The sequence below is a fragment of the Pseudomonas sp. Sample_14 genome (genome assembly GCF_004307515.1).
Taxonomy (GTDB): Bacteria; Pseudomonadota; Gammaproteobacteria; order Pseudomonadales; family Pseudomonadaceae; genus Aquipseudomonas; species Aquipseudomonas atacamensis.
The window spans coordinates 177038-194118 of record NZ_RCOC01000088.1 but is presented as its reverse complement, the minus strand read 5'-3'; the positions used below and the strand labels follow the sequence as shown (position 1 = coordinate 194118).

The window sequence follows — 17081 nt, the reverse complement described above, 5'->3', positions numbered from 1 at the left end:
GGTGGGAATACCGGGCGAGGTGTTGTTCGAAACGAACATCGCCGCGCAGGGTGCCAGCACGCCTGCACGGCCGATGCCGTTGTTCAGTCGGTGGGCACTACGTTATCCAACGCTTTGTTGACGGCCAACTCCCCCAGCATGACCACCTGTGCAATGCCTAACAGCGTATTGCGCCGTGAGCCTTCCAGCATCCCGGCGAAATCACCGAGCATCACCGTGGCGGACGCCAGGGATTCGCACGCATTGACCAGCAAGGATTCGGTGTCGGATTCCGGGTTGACCATAAACAGCGTGTTGGGACTGTAAGGCGTGGCGTTGACCTTGGCCGGCGCGAGGTAATGGTCGAGCGCGCGCTCGGCGGCGTCATGAAGTTTTTTTGAATGGAAGGATTCGTAAGGCGATACCGGGTCGGTGACCGGCGGATGGGGCGGTGTCTGTGACATCAGCTGAAACTCCGATGAGAGCGGCTTGAGCGTCTGGATAAGAGGATGCCGCGCCACAGCAGTGGCGCGTCCGCTGGCAGTGAGGGAGCATGCCCCCTCGTGCCTGGGTTGCCAGCTAGTTCGACACGCGTCGGCTGTCGAGCACGCGATTGACGATGAGCTCACTCAACATGATCACCTGGTGCAACATCAGCAGCGATCGACGCTGTGGATGGTCAATCACGCCGCCGATTTCGCGGGCCATGTCATTGGCGGCTGCCAGCGATTCACAGGCTTCGACGAGCAACGTTTCCTCATCCACCGTCGGGTCAATGAGAAAGATCCTGCCTGGCTGGCGCTTGGGAATGGTGGTTTTGAGCGTCTGAGGGTCGAGGTAAAAGTTGATGGCGCGAGCGGCCGCATCTTTTATCCGCTGAGGTTCCAGAGCAGGGTCGTACGGGATTGAATCGGCTTCCGGCGGGTTTGGGGTTACTTTGAACATTGATGAAGCTCCTAACACATTTAAGGGAGGCTTCACCCTTTCGCTACCAAACGAAGGGTGGCGGCCATGCACAGGTTGGTAGACCGGGTGTTAGGATCCGGCGCGCCCTAGGACGCCCTATACATGGCCACCGCAAATCCGAGACAGAAATCTCGACGGCAGATCTGTATATCTAACACTGCGGGCTACCAAACCCGATCACCTATTTCGGTGACCGACAAACGATAGGACCCGCAGCCTAGACGCACAAGCCGGCGGATTCTGAAGTACCCGTAGGCAGCGGCGCAAGGCTTTGTAGGCTTTTTGGAGGAGAAATCGGTGTGATTTAAACGTGCTTGCCAAGTCGTGTTTATGCGCTGTACGTACCTGCTCATCTCACCTTTTCAGAATATCGGAGACCCGAATCTGTTTAGGCCGATCTCAAGGCCGTTGCGCCTTGGGGCGGAGAGTTTCAAGCAAGTCGCGTCGCAGACGGGCTTTTTGGCTCTTCCACTGTTGGCCGTAGATCAGCAGAAAAACGCCTCGGCTGGCAGGTGAAAAAATTAACTGCCAGCACTGGGATCACAAATGACATAGCGCTTAGTCTGCTTTGAAAACGAACTCAAAACCGCTTCCCATTTTTTTCAGGAGCTCGGCCAGGCGCTCGAAGAACAATTCCCCCTGCTCCGAAACCTCGTACTTGCCGTAAACACGGATTACAAGTGACTTGCCGAGTGCAGCGGGAATCTTGTTATAGATCTCACCGCTTTCGATGAAAGCGATGTAGCCGTTTATCTTCCGTTGTAGCGCGAGCAGGTGCTCGGCTTGTAGGGTCTTATTGCCCCATTCTAGGTGGCCAGCGATGCCCAGGATGATGGTGCCACTGTCCGATTTGGGGATTCCCCACATATCGATAATGTTCGGGTCTGTTAAGGACACTGCGGATCCTTGGCCTCCAGCCGATTTGTTCAATCCCTCTGAGGGAACCGAGCTACAGCTCTGTGGCTTGCCGCCCTTTGCTTTGCTTTGCTTTGCTTTGCTTTGCTTTGCTTCAGCTCTACTAGCTCACACGCCTAGTGTCGAACGGCAAAGTCGTCCTTAAGCACAAATTCCAATCCGATGCCTACGCCTTTGAGTACATCGGTCACGCGGTCGATAAAGGTTTCACCTTGCTCAGGCAGCTCATATAAACCATTGATGCGAATTTTCGGATTCTTGCCCTTGGCTGGCGGATAGCTTTCCAGCAGTTCGCCGCTCTCGATGAAGGCGATGTAGGTGTTGATCTTTTCTTGTAGCAACAACAGATGTTCGCCCTGTTGGGCTTTGTCGCCCCATTCCAAGTGATCAGTGATGACGAGTACGACATTGTCGGGTTCCCACTCGGGCACTGCGATGATGTCGACGACTTTTGTTTCGGTGATGGACATGTCTGCTCCCTCAGAGGGTCGGGTCAGGTCGAATGATGTCGACTCTGGTAGGTGGGATTCGGGTGCCTCCGGTGAAGCCGGGTTTACCTTTGCCGACGACGGTTGCGCCGGTCTTTTCTATTTCTGGAAAGCCCAATTTCTGATTGCGCGTCAGTGGCGCTGTTTCCGAAGATTTGCATTCGACGCAGGAGATGTTGCCGTCCGCATCGCGGCCCATCATATCAATGCGCGTGCGTACACCGCTGTCGGTTTTGACGGTGACCTCACGAGCGGCTTCAGGTTTGATCTTACTGAATTCGTCAAAGGACGCTTCTTCGAACGCTTTGCCCTTTTGCTTATTCTTCTCTAGCTGCGTGCTGAGCACGACGTAGATGGGCTCAAGCCCCGCATCCTCCGGGAACCAGATGATCGCATCCTGAAACTCAGGTGGGTGCGCGGGGTTGGCCAGCAGCGTGTCCGACTGTGCTGTCGGCGGATAGACCCAGACGGGAGATAGCTGAGGGGCACCTTCCAGCGCTGGGATCCCCAGCACTCCATCCGGGCTTGCTCCGGGTGTCCAGGTCAGACCGATGCCGTTGCCGATGTCGGCGATGAATTTTTCGCCGTCTTTCTGCGCTTTGATGACCGGTACATTTTCCCAGTCCTTCTTGCCGCCGGTGTAAAAGCCGTAGGCGTTGACGGAGCCGTCCGGCAACGTTTTTACGTTGACACGAACACGCGTTCGGCCGGTTTCAAGCGTGGCGTATTGCTCGTCCTTATAGAAGGCACTGTCCGGGGCGATGCTGGTGTTGGGCATCAATAGCGCCACCGTGCCCACGGCCGCGCCTGCTGCCATGGCGCCTGCACCGTCGAGTAGGCCTAGCGCGAGTGAGCCACCCAGCCGATGGGCAACGGCACTACCGGTTGCGGAGCCGCCGACAAACTGGAGGGGCGTGCCTTCGGCGGTAATCGCTGCGCCAGTGGCCAACACGGCCTATAGCCCGTAGTCCGCCAGTTTTTCAACGGGGACGAACCCTGTCGGGTTGCTGTGGTTGATTTCGCCGTCGGGCAGGTTGCAGCTTTTGGCGAAGACGCAACCCTTGAGGTCGGGTTTCGCGTCTGGCGCTGGCGGGAGTTCTTTGTATTGCGCCCAGTGCTGGGCGTTTAGGTCGACAGGTTCGACGCCGGTGTTGCGGTAACCCTTGGGTGGGTTGGGGACGTAGCCGCTCAATCCTTGGTTCCTTGTTCTGGTCCTTTTTGAACGGGGTGGAGGGTGACAGGCGGAGTTTGCAGTGGCAATTAGTGGCGCTTTGATTCTAGATTCTGAGGCGCCTCTCATTTCCGTGTGATCAAGTCAGCGCTTAAGGAAATGGGGTAGCTCAACTACCTCCGTAATCTCTGGAGCTTCCCCTCGCTCCCAGCCCTCTCCTCGAGGAGAGGGAGCCGACCGTGTTGTCTTCTGTCAGAAATCGGCCTGATCGACCGAGTCGATAGGGGGCTATAAATCCAGGCGACACGCAATTCAATGCGATGAGGGCATTATCAAGTGTTTCCAGATTTACGCGGTGCAAACTCAACCCAGGCAAGTAGCTCGTCCGCCGCAAAGGGTTTACGCAGGCAGGCAACGACATCAGTCGCTCGGGACTTGTCGCAAGGCAAATCGCCCGCATGCGCCGACACAAAAATCACCGGCATCCGCCAGCCTCGCGCCCGCAGTGCATCCAGCATCTGCAAACCATCCATGCCCGGCATCTGAATATCAGAGATCAAACAATCAGTCTGCGCCGGCCCGTCCGAGTCAAGGTAGTCCGCTGGCGCCGCATAGCAGAACACCTGATATCCCGACGCTCGCAGCAGGCTGCTCAGCGATGTGCGCATTGCCTCGTCGTCGTCCACTACCGCAATGACATGCGTCTTGTACATAACGCTCCCGGGCCGGGCGGCCGAGCTGGTGACTCCTGTCGTTCTTGCACCATACGCTGATGGCCAGCGGGCAAAACTATACGTAGGTATAGCGGTTCAGCCATCGCGGCTGAAGCGACTGCGGTAGTCGCGCGGGGAGATCGACAGGTGGCGCTGGAAGCAGGCGCGCAGGCGTTCTTCATCGTTGAAGCCGCAGATGCGGGCGATTCGTTCGATTTTGTGCGGGGAGTTTTCCAGTAGGCGTTTGGCCGCTTCGAGTCGGAACAGCTCGAGCGCTTTCGACGGTGTGCGCCCGGTGCGCGCTTTATAGACCCGCGTGAAGTTGCGCAGGCTCATTGCGGCTTGCTCGGCGAGGCGCTCCACCGTCAGATTCGGATCGCCGAGGCGCTCCATGAGCCAAAGGTGCAGATCATCGAACATTGCAGCGTCCTGCGCCTGCGATTGCAGCAGCGTGCTGTATTGCGCCTGGCCGCCGGGGCGTTTGATGTACACCACCAATTCCCGCGCAACTTGCAACGTCACTTCACGGCCGCAATCGGCCTCGACCAGCGCCAGCGCCAGATCGATCCCGGCGGTGACTCCGGCCGAGGTCCAGACCTTGCCTTGCTGAATGAAGATCGCGTCGGCATCTACCTCGACCGCTGGAAAGCGATCGCGCAAAGCGTCGCACATCGCCCAGTGAGTGGCAGCGCGGCGGGCGTCGAGCAATCCGGCCTGAGCCAGCAGAAACGCACCACTGCACACCGAGACCACGCGGCGGGCGAGGTGAGCATGGTCCTGCAGCCAGTCGCTCAGTTCGCGGTGCTTCTCAAGGGTCTGGCAGATGTCAGGGGCGCCGGGCACGACCAGCGTGTCCAGCGCGGCGGTGTCGAGCGTGGTTAACGCTTGGGTGTCGATGGCCAGCCCTTCGACGGTCTGGATCAAGCCACCGTTGAGGCTGGCGGTGTGCAGTTGATATCCAGACTGCCCGCGCTCGGCCATGGCTTTGCTCGCGGCCCAGAACACGGTTTGCGCACCGCTGAGATCGAGCAGGCTCAGGCGTGGGTAGGCGATGAACACCACGTCGCGCGGAGCCGTTGTAAAAGCGGGATGAGTGGACATCGCGGGCCTGCCTGTTTGCAGCGCTGGCGGCGGACTGCCTCAGCCTGGCCGATTTTCAGGGGTTTCTGGCCGGCCGGCAATGGCGCTGACTGTTAGCCTGATTGCTGACCGTCCGGCAGGTGTCTGGATGCGGTGGCCATCCTGAACTAGATTTATTGACCAGCCCAACGCGTGCTGCGATCTCGCCGAGGAGACACAATGACCTTGTGGTCGCATTCCAGCCCTGCGCAAAGTCCCGGCGTGCTCGGCGAGCCAGTGGTGTACGTGGTCGATGACGATGCCTCGATGCGCCAGGCGCTCGACAGCTTGCTGCGCTCGATCGGCCTCCAGGTGCAAACCTTCGACAGCGCCGGAGATTTTCTCGCGCAAGCGCAACGTGAGGTACCCGGTTGCCTGGTGCTCGACGTGCGCCTGCGCGGCGAAAGTGGCCTGACGTTTCAGGAACAGATGGAAAAAAACGGCTTGCGCATCCCCGTGGTGTTCATGACCGGCCACGGCGACATCGCCATGAGCGTCAGGGCGATGAAGGCCGGCGCGGTGGATTTTCTGGCCAAGCCGTTCCGTGATCAGGACATGCTCGACGCCGTGGCCAGTGCGTTGGCTCGCGACCGTGCGCGGCTGGCAGCCGAACACTCCGGCGCCGTTTTGTGTCGGGCTTACCAAACCCTGACCGCACGTGAGCGCGAAGTGCTCGGCTTCGTCATTGCCGGGCTGATGAACAAACAGATTGCCGGACAGCTCAACCTCAGCGAGGTCACGGTCAAGGTCCACCGTGGCCAGGTCATGCGCAAAATGGCCGCACGTTCAGTGGCCGATCTGGTGCGTATCGCAGAAGCGCTGGGCATCGAGCCTGTCCAGCGCAACCCCTGAGCGCTGGCGACGTGCAACTCACCGTGCGGCAAAAAACCTGAGCAGTGTTGACGCAGATGGCCAGCAGAAAACAGATTTTGTGGGACGACGGCGAGCGGGTGCTGTCCCGTGAGCGCGGTTCGAATGATGGCAGCCTACTGGCGGTGCGTCCGGCGATGGGCCAGCCATTGCCGAGCACCCTGGAGCGTCTGGCGCATGAATACAGCCTCAGGGACGACCTCAATCCTGCCTGGGCGTTGCAGCCGACAGCTTTCGAGCGTACGGGCACCCGAGTTCGTCTGCTGTTCGACGATCCGGGCGGCGAGCCGTTGTCGCGGTTGCTGGTCGCCCCGCTGGATATCGAAACCTGTCTGGAATTGGCCACGAACATCGCCAAGGCACTGGGCCATATGCATCAGCGTGGTCTGGTGCACAAAGACCTGAAACCGCAGCATGTTTTTGTCCATTGTCATGATGGGCAGGCGCGGCTGACCGGCTTCGGCCTGGCCACGCGCTTGCCACGGGAGCGGCAAGCGCCCACGCCACCGGAATCTATCGCCGGGACGCTGGCCTACATGGCGCCGGAACAAACCGGGCGGATGAATCGTTCGATTGATTCGCGTAGTGATCTGTATGCCTTTGGCGTGACGCTTTACCAGATGCTCACCGGCTCGCTGCCGTTCAGTGCAAATGACCCGACGGAGTGGGTGCATTGCCATATCGCGCGGCTGCCAATGCCCGTGTGTGAACGGGTGGCGACGGTGCCGCCGATGTTCTCGCGACTGGTCATGAAACTGCTGGCGAAAACGGCCGAGGAACGCTATCAGAGCGCAGCCGGTGTCGAGCATGACTTGCGCCGTTGCCTCGATGACTGGCGCCGTATGCGGCAGATCGAGACGTTCACGCTGAACGAGCAGGGCGCCTGCGAGCGCTTGCTGATTCCGGAAAAACTCTACGGCCGCGAACACGAAGTGCAAACGTTGATCGATGCCTTCGCCAATGTGGTGCAGACAGGCGCGCCGACACTGGTGCTGGTATCCGGTTATTCCGGCATCGGCAAATCGTCGGTGGTCAGTGAACTGCACAAGGTGCTGGTGCCGTCGCGTGGCTTGTTCGCCGCCGGCAAGTTCGACCAGTACCAGCGCGACGTGCCTTATTCGACCCTGGTTCAGGCCTTTCAAGGGCTGGTGCGGACGCTATTGGGCAAGCGCACCGACGTACTGGCGGGCTGGCGCGAAGCACTGTTGCGGGCACTGGAAGCGAATGCGCGGTTGATCACCGATCTGATCCCCGAACTCAAGCTGATCATCGGCGAGCCGCCGCCCGTGCCTGAGTTGGAGCCGCAACAGGCGCAGCAGCGGTTCCTTCAGGTCTTGCAGCGTTTTATCGGCGTGTTCGCTCAGGCCGAGCATCCGTTGGCGCTGTTCCTTGACGACCTGCAATGGCTCGACGCGGCCACCCTTGATCTGCTCGAAGATATGCTCAGTCGCGCAGAGACCCCTCATCTGCTGCTGGTCGGTGCTTATCGCGACAACGAGGTAGATGGCGATCACCCACTCAGCCGCACACTCAAGACCCTGCATCACGCCGACGTACACATTGACGAAATTCGTCTGGCGCCACTGGCTGGCGCGCACATCGAGCAACTGATCAGCGAGTCACTGCGCTGCCCGCCGGCGAGCATTGTCGCGCTGGCGCGGCTGGTACTGGACAAGACCGCTGGCAATCCGTTCTTCGTCATCCAGTTTCTGCACGCCCTGGCCGAGGAGAAGCTGCTGACATACGAGCCTGCGCGCCAGCGCTGGCGGTGGGATGTGCACCTGATCAACGGCAAGGGCTACACCGACAATGTCGTCGATTTGATGGTCGGCAAACTGGCGCGGCTGCCCCAGGAAACCCGCCAGGCGCTGCAACAACTGGCCTGCCTGGGCAACGTCGCGCGTCTCGACACGCTGGCCACAGTCCTTGATGTGCCGGTGCCTCACGTTCACTCCGCATTGTCGCCGGCGGTGCGGCTGGAGTTGGTCGAGCGTCAGGACGGTGCCTACAGGTTTGTGCATGATCGCATCCATGAGGCGGCGTATTCGCTGATCGCGGAAACCGAACGGGCGCAAATGCACCTGCGCATCGGCCGGCTGCTGGCACTGCAAACCCAGGGTGAGCGGCGCGAGGAGGCGATCTTCGAGATTGTCGGCCAGCTCAATCGCGGTGCGCATCTGATCAGCCTGCGTGCCGAGCGCGAGCAGCTGGCCGAGTTCAACCTGCTCGCCGGCCAGCGAGCGAAGGCCTCGACCGCTTATACCTCAGCACTGACCTATCTGGGCGCCGGCGCAGAACTGTTGGGCGAGCAGGGTTATGACAGTCGGCATGAACTGGGTTTCGCTCTGGAGCTGAACCGTGCCGAGTGCGAATTTCTCACCGGCCAACTGCAGCTTGCCGACTCGCGCCTGGCGACATTGGCCGAGCGCGCCGTGACCACCGTCGAGCGCGCGGCGGTGGCGTGCATGCAGATGGATGTCTACTTGCTGCTCGATCGCAGTGACCGGGCGGTGACGGTGTGTCTGGCCTTTCTGCGTCAGGTCGGCATCGATTGGCCAGCGCGTCCGGACGATATTCAGGTGCGCGACGAATATCAGCAGGTCTGGACCAGGCTGCGCGGGCGCAGTATCGAGCAGATGATCGACTTGCCGCTGATGGAGGATCCTGCCGCGCGGGCCACCCTCGATGCGCTGGGCAAACTCTTCGCGCCGGCGGTGCAGTCGGATCTGAACCTCGCCAGCCTGACCATTTGCAAAGCGATCAGCCTGAGCCTGCAATATGGCAACTGCGACGCCTCCTGCCTGCTCTATGCCAACTTCGGGCGCGTGTCGGGGCCGCGTTTTGGCGACTATGCCGCTGGTTATCGATTTGGCCGTCTGGGCTGCGATCTGGTTGATCGGCGCGGGCTCACGCGTTATGAAGCGAGCACCTGGTTGTGCTTCTCGATCTTCGTGGTGCGCTGGATGCGGCCAGTGCGCGAGTGCCGCGAACTGTTGCGCCGGGCGCTCAACGCGGCCCATCGCAGCGGCGATCTGCCGTATGCAGCGTTCGCTGGAAACAGCCTGATTTCCGATCTGTTGTTTATCGGCGAGCCGCTGGCCGAGGTGCAGGCGCAAGCGGAATCAGGGCTGGTCTATGCACAAAAGGTCGGTTTCGGTCTGGTGGCGGATTTCATGCGCTGCCAGTTGACGCTGATCCGCATGCTGCGCGGGCAGACGCCGACGTTCGGCTGTTTCGACGATGAGGGGTTCGATGAAACAGCTGTCGAAGCGCATCTGGCCGGTTCGGCGGATCTGGCGCTGGCGCGCGGCAAGTACTGGGTACGCAAGTTGCAGGCGCGCTATCTGGCCGGGGATTACGCGGCGGCCGCTGAGTGCGCGGCCCAGGCGCAGGGACTTTTGTGGGTGGTTTCGGCGTTTTTCGAGGAGGCCGAATACCATTTCTACGCGGCGTTGACCTTGGCGGCCCACGGCGAAACTGACGCCGGAGCTTTGCAGCGTCTGGGTCAACATCATGAACAGTTGCAGACGTGGGCGCGCTTGTGTGCAGAGACCTTCGCCAGTCAGGTGGCGCTGGTCGGCGCGGAAATGGCGCGCGTCACCGGGCAGTTGCTCGAAGCCGAATTGCAGTACGAGCAAGCCATTCAATTGGCTCAGGACAATGGTTTGCTCCATATCCAAGCGCTGGCCAACGAACTGGCCGCACGGTTCTACAGCGCTCGCGGTCTGGCCAGGATATCCCGCGTCTACCTGCGCGACGCACGTTATGCCTATCTGCGTTGGGGGGCTGCTGGCAAGGTGCGGGAGCTGGAGCGACGTCATCGTTTTCTGCGTGCCGAAGAGGCGCAACCGAATCCGGTCACCACGCTCATTACGCCAGTTGAACATCTCGACCTGGCAACGGTGCTCAAGGTCTCTCAAGCAGTCTCCGGCGAGATCGTCCTGGACCGTTTGATCGAAACGGTGATGCGCACCGCGATCGAACAGGCCGGGGCCGAGCATGGCCTGCTTATTTTGTTGAACGCCGACGTTCCCTATGTCGCTGCGCGAACCCGTATCGGCGACGGTGCCACGCAGTTGTGCAACGCGCCGCTGCACACGGTGGCGCTGGCAGAGTCGGTGCTCTACCAGACGCTGCGCACCAGCGAAAACCTGTGCCTGGACGACGCGGTTGCCGATCCGCTGTTCGCCGCTGATCCATACGTTCAGCAACGAGGCGCGCGCTCGATCCTTTGCCTGGCATTGATGAATCAGGCGCGGGTCGCCGGGGCGCTGTATCTGGAAAACAACCTGTCCGCCGGGGTGTTCAGCCCGACGCGTCTCGCCGTGTTGCGCCTGGTGGCGTCGCAGGCAGCGATCTCGCTGGACAACGCGCGCCTGTACCGCGACCTCGCCGAGCGAGAAGCGAAGATCCGTCGGCTGGTCGACGCCAACATCATCGGCATCATCGTCTGGGGCGTGGAAGGGGAAATCATCGAGGCCAACGACGCGTTCCTGCGCATGGTCGGTTACACCCGTGATGAGTTGCTTTCGGGCAATGTCCATTGGCGTGACATGACCCCGCCGGCGATGCGCGCTAACAGCGATATTGCACTGGCAACGGCGATCCACACCGGCCGGGCCCAGCCATTCGAAAAGGAGTACATCCGCAAGGACGGCAGTCGGCTGCCGGTGATTGTCGGTCTGGCCGCCTTCGAAGCGAGTCAGCAACAGGGCCTGGCCTTTGTGCTGGATATCAGCGAACGCAAGCTGGCTGAAGAGCAAGTGCGCGAAGGCGAGCGTCGTTATCGTCAGGTGCAAACGGAACTGGCCCACGCCAATCGTGTGGCAACCATGGGCCAGTTGGCCGCATCGATTGCCCACGAAGTCAATCAGCCGATCGCCGCCACGGTGACCCATGCCAATGCCGCGTTGCGCTGGCTCGGTGCAAAGCCACCAAATATCAACGAAGTCGAGCAGGGCCTGCGGCATATCATTCTCGACGGCAACCGCGCCGCCGACGTACTCGGGCGCATCCGCGCGCTGATTCACAAAACGCCACCGCAGCGTCAGCCTGTCAGCCTCAATCTGCTGATTGAAGAAATGGTCGGTTTCAGCCGTGGCGAAGCGCTCAAGCACGGCGCCGAAGTCAGCGTTGAGCTGGCGGCAGATTTGCCTTTCGTAGTGGCGGACCGGGTCGAACTGCAACAGGTGCTGCTTAACCTGATCATCAACAGCCTCGAAGCCATGACGATCATGGCAGAGGGGCAGCGACGTCTGCTGATTCGCAGTGAGGCGCTGGGTGATAACGTGCACATCAGTGTCAGCGATTCAGGGCCGGGCTTTGCCTGCGAGCGGGCGGAGCAAGTGTTCACGGCGTTCTACACGACCAAATCCACCGGGCTGGGCATGGGCCTGTCGATTTGCCGCACGATCATTGAAGGACACGGCGGCAAATTGTGGGCCGAGCGCAATGAGCCGAGCGGGGCGCGGGTGGTGTTTGGCTTGCCGCGTTGTGAATGAACATGATCAACAGCCAGGCTACCCGGGCATTGAGCCCGGGTGTTTCTGTCGGTGAGTTCAGGCCACCGGAATAGGATTTTCCAGCAGCGACAGGTTGAATTGCTCGATCAACCCGTGCTCGTTCGCGCCCTGGTTGGCTCGCAGCGGCAAGACTCGGTCAACCAGCACTTCGGTAGTGGCGGTTTCCAGCTTGATCAGGGTTTCCTCGATGAACTCGCCCAGCGGCATGGCGCGCTCGTCGCCGCTCTTGTGAATCAGGTCGGTATCAACCCAAGGTGGCGCGATTTCCAGGACCTTGACGCTGGAGTCGCGCAGCATGAAACGCTGCGACAGCGAGTAGGAATGGATAGCCGCTTTGGTCGCCGAATATAGCGCCGTGGTCGCCAGCGGCAGGTAGGCCAGCACCGAGCTGTTGTTGATGATGTAGGCCTCGGGCTGGCGCTTGAGGTGTTCGACGAACGCCGCGCTGACGCGTACCGGGCCGAGCAGGTTGGTCTGCAACAGACCGACGGCCTGTTCATCGTTGAAGTCGCCGGAACCCGCGTTGTCGAAGGGCATGATCCCGGCGTTGTTGATGATTACGTTCAACGACGGATGGCGGCGGATGACTTCGGCGGCGACGTCCTTGATCTGCTGCGCATCGTTGATGTCCAGCTGCACGGTGTCGATGCCCGGATTCGCTTGGGCAATCTCTGCCAGCAGGGTCTGGCGACGACCAGCGATGATGACCTTGTTGCCGCGCTGATGCAGGGCCTCGGCCAGTGCGCGGCCGATGCCGGAAGTGCCGCCGGTGATGAAGATCGTGTTCGCTTCAAGTTTCATGAGCTGCGTCCCGCGAGTGGATTGATTGGTATGCAAGCCATGATGGAGAAAACCTGCTCCGACCTGAATGACGTATGTGGTAGTGTTTCAGGACATTCAACAACGGAGCGCGACCATGCATCGAGTCGGCTATCTGCTCACGGAAGGTTTTCAGGTCATGGCGCTGGCGACCCAGTCGGTGTTCGAGTTCGCCAATATCGTCACCGGCAAAGCCGTGTACAAGGTGCAGAACTTTTCCCAGGCCGGCGGCATCGTCAGCTCCTCGCTGGGCTTGCACGTCGATACGTTGCCACTGACGCAGGCGGGGCTGGCCGACAGTTGGCTGGTGGCTGGCACGCTGACTCCGCTGACGCCGCCCGGTGCTGACGTGCTGCACAGCGTGCGCGGGCTCGCCGACGGCGCACGCCGTGTGGCCGGCATCTGCACCGGCTCGTTCGTACTGGCGCAGGCCGGAGTGCTGGATAACCGCCGCGTGACCACGCACTGGGCGTTCGCCCCGGCGCTGCGCAGGATGCATCCGTCGGTGAATGTCGAGGACGACCGTATCTTCATCATCGACGGCCCGGTGTGGACATCGGCGGGCATGACCGCTGGTGTCGACATGGCGCTGGGTATGGTCGAGAAGGATCTGGGCAGCGAAATCGCCCGCTCGGTCGCCCATCGACTGGTGATGCATCAGCGTAGGTCCGGAGGCCAGTCGCAGCATTCGGAACTGCTGTCGCTGTCGCCCAAATCCGACCGCATTCAGAGTGCGCTGGATTACGCGCGCAAGCACCTCAATCGCCCGCTGAGCGTCGAAGAACTGGCCGAAGTGGTGCACCTGAGTCCGCGGCAATTCACCCGCGTGTTCACCGCCGAAACCGGCCAGTCTCCAGCCAAGGCGATAGAGAGCCTAAGGCTGGAAGCAGCGCGTTTGCTGATCGAGCAAAGCAGTCACAGTCTGGATGTGGTTGCCAGAGAAACCGGGTTTCGTGACCGCCGGCACATGCGCGAGGTGTTCATGCGCGGCTTTGGCGTGCCGCCGCAGGCGGTACGGCGGGATTCGCGGCGGATGGTGTGAGGCTCGTGTTGGTTAATCAACGTCCCAATACCAAGGAGCGAGCCTGCTCGAGATGACGTCAGCTCATTCACCACTACATAAACAGAAAACCCTCAGCCCGTTTAAACAGTAACTCCAGCCTTAAGCAAACGGCTACGACGCCTTGCGCCATTCCCTACGACTACGCCAGAATCCGCCGGCTTGTGCGTCTGCCGTTCCCTCCGTAACTTGATTCCTGTCACTGCTCATCAGTGATCGGGTCTGCAAGCCCGTCGGAAATCAGTCGCATAGCCCTGCCAAGGACACTCGTTCGTGTCCGCTCAATGGCGGCTTTGTGCGGGAGACCTTCGGGTCTGCCGGGTTCCTGATTTCCCGGTCTTGCAGACCCGCACACAGCTGCCACCCATCATCTGCAAGTGATGTTGGCAGCTCCAGACGAATAATCAGGAGTTCCACCATGTTCAAAGTCACACCCAATCCCCCAACCACCGACCCCGCATCGCCCTACGAATCCTGCGGCTCGAAAAAGCTCCACGAAGCCGCCGAACGCGCCCTCGATCACTACCTCGGCCCGGCAGACATCCTGGTCAGCACCAACACCCCGGAACAGATGTTCCTCGCCAACCCGAAATACGACACCGAGTCCCTGCTGGCCAATGCCAGCGAATCCCTCGGCTCGGCCACCACCATGCTCTACGACTTCGCCGCGCTGCTCGACAACCCGCGCCGCAAAACCCTGCTAGGCATCGCTCAGGTCGTCATGCTTGGCGAGATCGCGGTAAATCAGGCTTTGGATAAAGTCGAAATAGCCAAATGACCCGCAATGCGACGAGCGCAAAACCTCGTCGCAATCCCCGGGCGCGCCATGGCTGGCACACGGCCACGGCTTGCACCACCCGGCCTCCACTGTCACCCTTCGGGCCGTTCTTCAAGGATCAGAACAAGGAATCAAGGATTGAGTGGTTACGTTCCAAACCCGCCGAAAAACTACCGCTACGAACAAGCCAAACCCGTCGACCTACACGCCCAGCATTGGGCCGAGTATGAGAAACACGGTAAAGAGCCCGCGCGCGAGCCTGAGAAGATAGGCATTGCGTTGAGGATCGGGGTTTTCTTTGATGGCACAGGCAACAATGCGAACAACTCTGCTGCGGGGTTGTTGTGCGGTGCTCAGCATCCGATTGCGCCTGAGGATATTCCTCCCAGTTGTCAGCCCTATATGCGAGATCCGGATAGCAGTTATGGCTCTGGCGCGACGAATATCAAAAAACTTGCCGATCTGTATTACGAGGCTCCGATTGCTGATGGAGAAGGGCCTATAAAACAGGTGTCACGCCCCTTATACATCGAAGGCATCGGTACTCAATCCAACGAGAAAGACAGTATCGTCGGTCAAGGCACGGGACGTGGAGAGACGGGAGTCGCCGGTAGGGTGCAGACTTCATTTACGTTCATCAAACAGGTTGTTGAAGACGCCATTCAAGAAAATCCGAACAGTGAAATTGCCTCGCTAACTTTTGACACCTTTGGATTCAGTCGAGGTGCAGCGGCGGCACGTCATTTCTGCAATGAAATTGTACGAGGCAAGCAGGGGCCGTTAAGGGATCTGCTTAGCACTTACGCTCATAATTTCAGCCGCACCTTTCTCGATCAATACGGCAGCAGTATCCGGATGGGCTTCATCGGTCTATTCGACACCGTGCCGTCAATTGCCGGTTTCACTAATTTCGGTAGAGTGCATAGCCCCATTGCTCCGGGCATTAAACTGTATCTCGACCCTCGCTTCTTCAAGGATGTTGTCCACTTGGTGGCGCGCGATGAATGTCGTGCCAATTTCGCCCTCAGCAATGTCAATCCCGATTATCCCGAATATGTTTTTCCGGGTGTGCATTCGGATATCGGTGGTAGCTATCTCGACGAAGTCGAGGAATGCGTATTGGTCAGCCCTATGCAGAGACTTGATGTATGGAGCAACACTGACGTTCAATCAACTTCGATCTATCAGGACGCCGCGATGGTAAAAAAACAATGGGTCGCCAAAGGATGGCCTGCCGATCTGTTGGAAATCGTAACCCCCCCCGCGCTTGCTTTGCCGCCCGATCCGCAAGATCGTTTCGGGCCTAAACGCAAACGTGTATACGCTGGGCTTCAGCTCAAACGCCCGGTCAGTGGCAAACTCTCAAGGGTTTATTTGAGAGTCATGTATCAATTGGCCAAAGAAAAAGGTGTTCCTCTCCACGATATTCCCGAACGACCCGAGTATGCGGTTCCTCAAGAGCTGCAACCGCTTTGTGAAAGATTCATCGCCGGTGACTTCAGCACCACAGCTGAAGAGGAGAAATTGCTGCAATTGAAATACATCCACACATCTGCCAACTGGAATCACCCGCAAGGAAGGCGGGACGGCAGCGGCCTGAAAGCCGTTTATATCAACTCACCAACGGAAGATGGCATTCGCATGCAGCATCCTCATGTAGCTGACTGGAAGCTTTGGTAATGAGAATGTTCTTGGCTCTACTGGGCGTTTTGGCCTTTACCGGCTGTCACGCGACAGGCTCCAATTCAGGTGAAAACGATCCCAAATATCCTTGGTGGGAACTAGCGTTTATCAAGCCCAATTTCATGAACGTTTGGGTCGAAGACAGCTCAGTGGAAGACATCAACGGTCGAACGTTTCTGCGAGCCGGGGGAGGAAATGCCAGCGGCGCTGAACCAAATGACGACAAAGAATCCGCGCGCGGCTGGGTAGGTGTGGGAGGTACGGGGAAACCGGTTATTGGCGCAGATCTGCCCAAGCGAATTTTCGTACGCTGGCAATCTATACCGGAACAAAAAACCTACCGGGCTTGGGTGGATTTCCCTGAGGAAGCCAGAAGAGTGATGGTGACATCTACCCATCAACGCTGCGCCGAAACTCCCGACAGGACGGCGCGCTTCATGGCTTCTGTGTATTTGGGACTCGCACCAGGTGGCATAGTCCAAGTCTGGGTCAGAGATCAGTGTCGACGCCCGATCAAAGTAGCCCGCACCCAAGCAGAGTTGGAACCGCTGGGGCCGGAGTTGGGCAAGAACGGGGGTCAGTATGCCTATCCCGTGAGTGAGAAGGCCAAGCGTTACATTGATAAGTTCGGCATCCCGTACGGTAGTTGGTAAATGACGCTGATGGAGCGCCATCTACTTTTCAGGCGCCAGACCGTTTCAATTTCGCTGAGTCGAATTAGCGGGGCGGCGTCTTGAGAATAGAAAAGGCCGACCGTTTCGATGATGTCGACTACGACGCAGGCTATGAGTATCGAGGGTTCAATTACCTGATTCTGGATGGTGTCGATCAGTTTCTCGTCAGAACTTACGATGACCAACCCGGTAGCGCGACGGTTGTACGCCCTGCCATGACCACAAGCACCAGACTCAGAACGCTGGCGGAATTCTTACGAACGGAGCTGGAGGTAACTGCGATTTATCTCTACAAGGGTGAAATAGGAAGCTATGCCCAGGTAG

13 protein-coding genes and 1 pseudogene are annotated in these 17081 nt (G+C 59.4%); 6 read left to right on the top strand and 8 right to left on the bottom strand.

Going from position 1 to position 17081, the window contains the following annotated elements; genetic code table 11:
* Window positions 1-83: 83 nt before the first annotated feature.
* The 7 genes and pseudogenes from D8U61_RS21520 to D8U61_RS21490 all read right to left on the bottom strand — a co-directional run bounded on the left by D8U61_RS21520 (window position 84) and on the right by D8U61_RS21490 (window position 5333).
* Window positions 84-443, bottom strand: a complete 360-nt coding sequence (locus tag D8U61_RS21520; RefSeq protein ID WP_125926071.1) for a DUF6124 family protein — start codon at window positions 441-443, stop codon at window positions 84-86.
* Between the two features lie 115 nt (window positions 444-558).
* Complete coding sequence (locus tag D8U61_RS21515) at window positions 559-924, bottom strand: hypothetical protein (protein WP_130927633.1); 366 nt, start codon at window positions 922-924, stop codon at window positions 559-561.
* Between the two features lie 579 nt (window positions 925-1503).
* Window positions 1504-1842: a DUF6572 domain-containing protein gene (locus tag D8U61_RS21510; protein ID WP_130927632.1), complete on the bottom strand. Its 339-nt coding sequence runs from the start codon at window positions 1840-1842 to the stop codon at window positions 1504-1506.
* A gap of 134 nt (window positions 1843-1976) precedes the next feature.
* Window positions 1977-2330, bottom strand: coding sequence for a DUF6572 domain-containing protein (locus D8U61_RS21505; protein ID WP_130927631.1), 354 nt, complete (start codon window positions 2328-2330; stop codon window positions 1977-1979).
* Between the two features lie 10 nt (window positions 2331-2340).
* A pseudogene (locus tag D8U61_RS21500) lies at window positions 2341-3540 on the bottom strand (S-type pyocin domain-containing protein).
* A 311-nt stretch (window positions 3541-3851) separates the two neighbouring features.
* A complete protein-coding gene (locus D8U61_RS21495) occupies window positions 3852-4232 on the bottom strand; it encodes a response regulator (RefSeq protein ID WP_130927630.1) in 381 nt (126 codons plus the stop codon).
* A 96-nt stretch (window positions 4233-4328) separates the two neighbouring features.
* Window positions 4329-5333 (bottom strand): DJ-1/PfpI family protein, encoded by a 1005-nt coding sequence (locus tag D8U61_RS21490; protein WP_071171896.1) that lies wholly within the window; start codon window positions 5331-5333, stop codon window positions 4329-4331.
* Window positions 5334-5531: 198 nt separating this feature from the next.
* Here D8U61_RS21490 and D8U61_RS21485 point away from each other — a divergent pair, with 198 nt between their 5' ends.
* On the top strand, window positions 5532-6203 hold the full coding sequence (locus tag D8U61_RS21485) for a response regulator transcription factor (protein ID WP_130927629.1): 672 nt from the start codon (window positions 5532-5534) through the stop codon (window positions 6201-6203).
* Between the two features lie 56 nt (window positions 6204-6259).
* A complete protein-coding gene (locus D8U61_RS21480; RefSeq protein ID WP_130927628.1) occupies window positions 6260-11722 on the top strand; it encodes an ATP-binding sensor histidine kinase in 5463 nt (1820 codons plus the stop codon).
* Between the two features lie 57 nt (window positions 11723-11779).
* Here the strand turns inward: D8U61_RS21480 and D8U61_RS21475 are convergent, their stop codons facing one another.
* On the bottom strand, window positions 11780-12544 hold the full coding sequence (locus D8U61_RS21475; protein WP_130927627.1) for an SDR family NAD(P)-dependent oxidoreductase: 765 nt from the start codon (window positions 12542-12544) through the stop codon (window positions 11780-11782).
* Window positions 12545-12659: 115 nt separating this feature from the next.
* Here D8U61_RS21475 and D8U61_RS21470 point away from each other — a divergent pair, with 115 nt between their 5' ends.
* The 4 genes from D8U61_RS21470 (at window position 12660) to D8U61_RS21455 (ending at window position 16736) form a co-directional block, all read left to right on the top strand.
* Window positions 12660-13604 carry a GlxA family transcriptional regulator gene (locus D8U61_RS21470; RefSeq protein WP_024012550.1) on the top strand — a complete coding sequence of 315 codons (945 nt, stop codon included), beginning with the start codon at window positions 12660-12662 and terminating at the stop codon, window positions 13602-13604.
* A gap of 436 nt (window positions 13605-14040) precedes the next feature.
* On the top strand, window positions 14041-14400 hold the full coding sequence (locus D8U61_RS21465; RefSeq protein ID WP_125926075.1) for a DUF6124 family protein: 360 nt from the start codon (window positions 14041-14043) through the stop codon (window positions 14398-14400).
* Window positions 14401-14538: 138 nt separating this feature from the next.
* Entirely contained in the window at window positions 14539-16080 is a 1542-nt protein-coding gene (locus tag D8U61_RS21460; RefSeq protein ID WP_110599091.1) for a DUF2235 domain-containing protein, read from the top strand.
* Window positions 16080-16736, top strand: a complete 657-nt coding sequence (locus tag D8U61_RS21455; protein ID WP_016774283.1) for a DUF2931 family protein — start codon at window positions 16080-16082, stop codon at window positions 16734-16736. The genes D8U61_RS21460 and D8U61_RS21455 overlap by 1 nt, the downstream gene beginning before the upstream one ends.
* Window positions 16737-17081 lie beyond the last annotated feature (345 nt).

Excerpts from the sequence above, each read along its gene's own strand:
- D8U61_RS21520 (WP_125926071.1), bottom strand. The coding sequence starts at position 443 with ATGTCACAGACACCGCCCCATCCGCCGGTCACCGACCCGGTATCGCCT.
- D8U61_RS21515 (WP_130927633.1), bottom strand. The coding sequence starts at position 924 with ATGTTCAAAGTAACCCCAAACCCGCCGGAAGCCGATTCAATCCCGTAC.
- D8U61_RS21505 (WP_130927631.1), bottom strand. The coding sequence starts at position 2,330 with ATGTCCATCACCGAAACAAAAGTCGTCGACATCATCGCAGTGCCCGAG.
- D8U61_RS21495 (WP_130927630.1), bottom strand. The coding sequence starts at position 4,232 with ATGTACAAGACGCATGTCATTGCGGTAGTGGACGACGACGAGGCAATG.
- D8U61_RS21490 (WP_071171896.1), bottom strand. The coding sequence starts at position 5,333 with ATGTCCACTCATCCCGCTTTTACAACGGCTCCGCGCGACGTGGTGTTC.
- D8U61_RS21485 (WP_130927629.1), top strand. The coding sequence starts at position 5,532 with ATGACCTTGTGGTCGCATTCCAGCCCTGCGCAAAGTCCCGGCGTGCTC.
- D8U61_RS21480 (WP_130927628.1), top strand. The coding sequence starts at position 6,260 with ATGGCCAGCAGAAAACAGATTTTGTGGGACGACGGCGAGCGGGTGCTG.
- D8U61_RS21475 (WP_130927627.1), bottom strand. The coding sequence starts at position 12,544 with ATGAAACTTGAAGCGAACACGATCTTCATCACCGGCGGCACTTCCGGC.
- D8U61_RS21470 (WP_024012550.1), top strand. The coding sequence starts at position 12,660 with ATGCATCGAGTCGGCTATCTGCTCACGGAAGGTTTTCAGGTCATGGCG.
- D8U61_RS21465 (WP_125926075.1), top strand. The coding sequence starts at position 14,041 with ATGTTCAAAGTCACACCCAATCCCCCAACCACCGACCCCGCATCGCCC.
- D8U61_RS21455 (WP_016774283.1), top strand. The coding sequence starts at position 16,080 with ATGAGAATGTTCTTGGCTCTACTGGGCGTTTTGGCCTTTACCGGCTGT.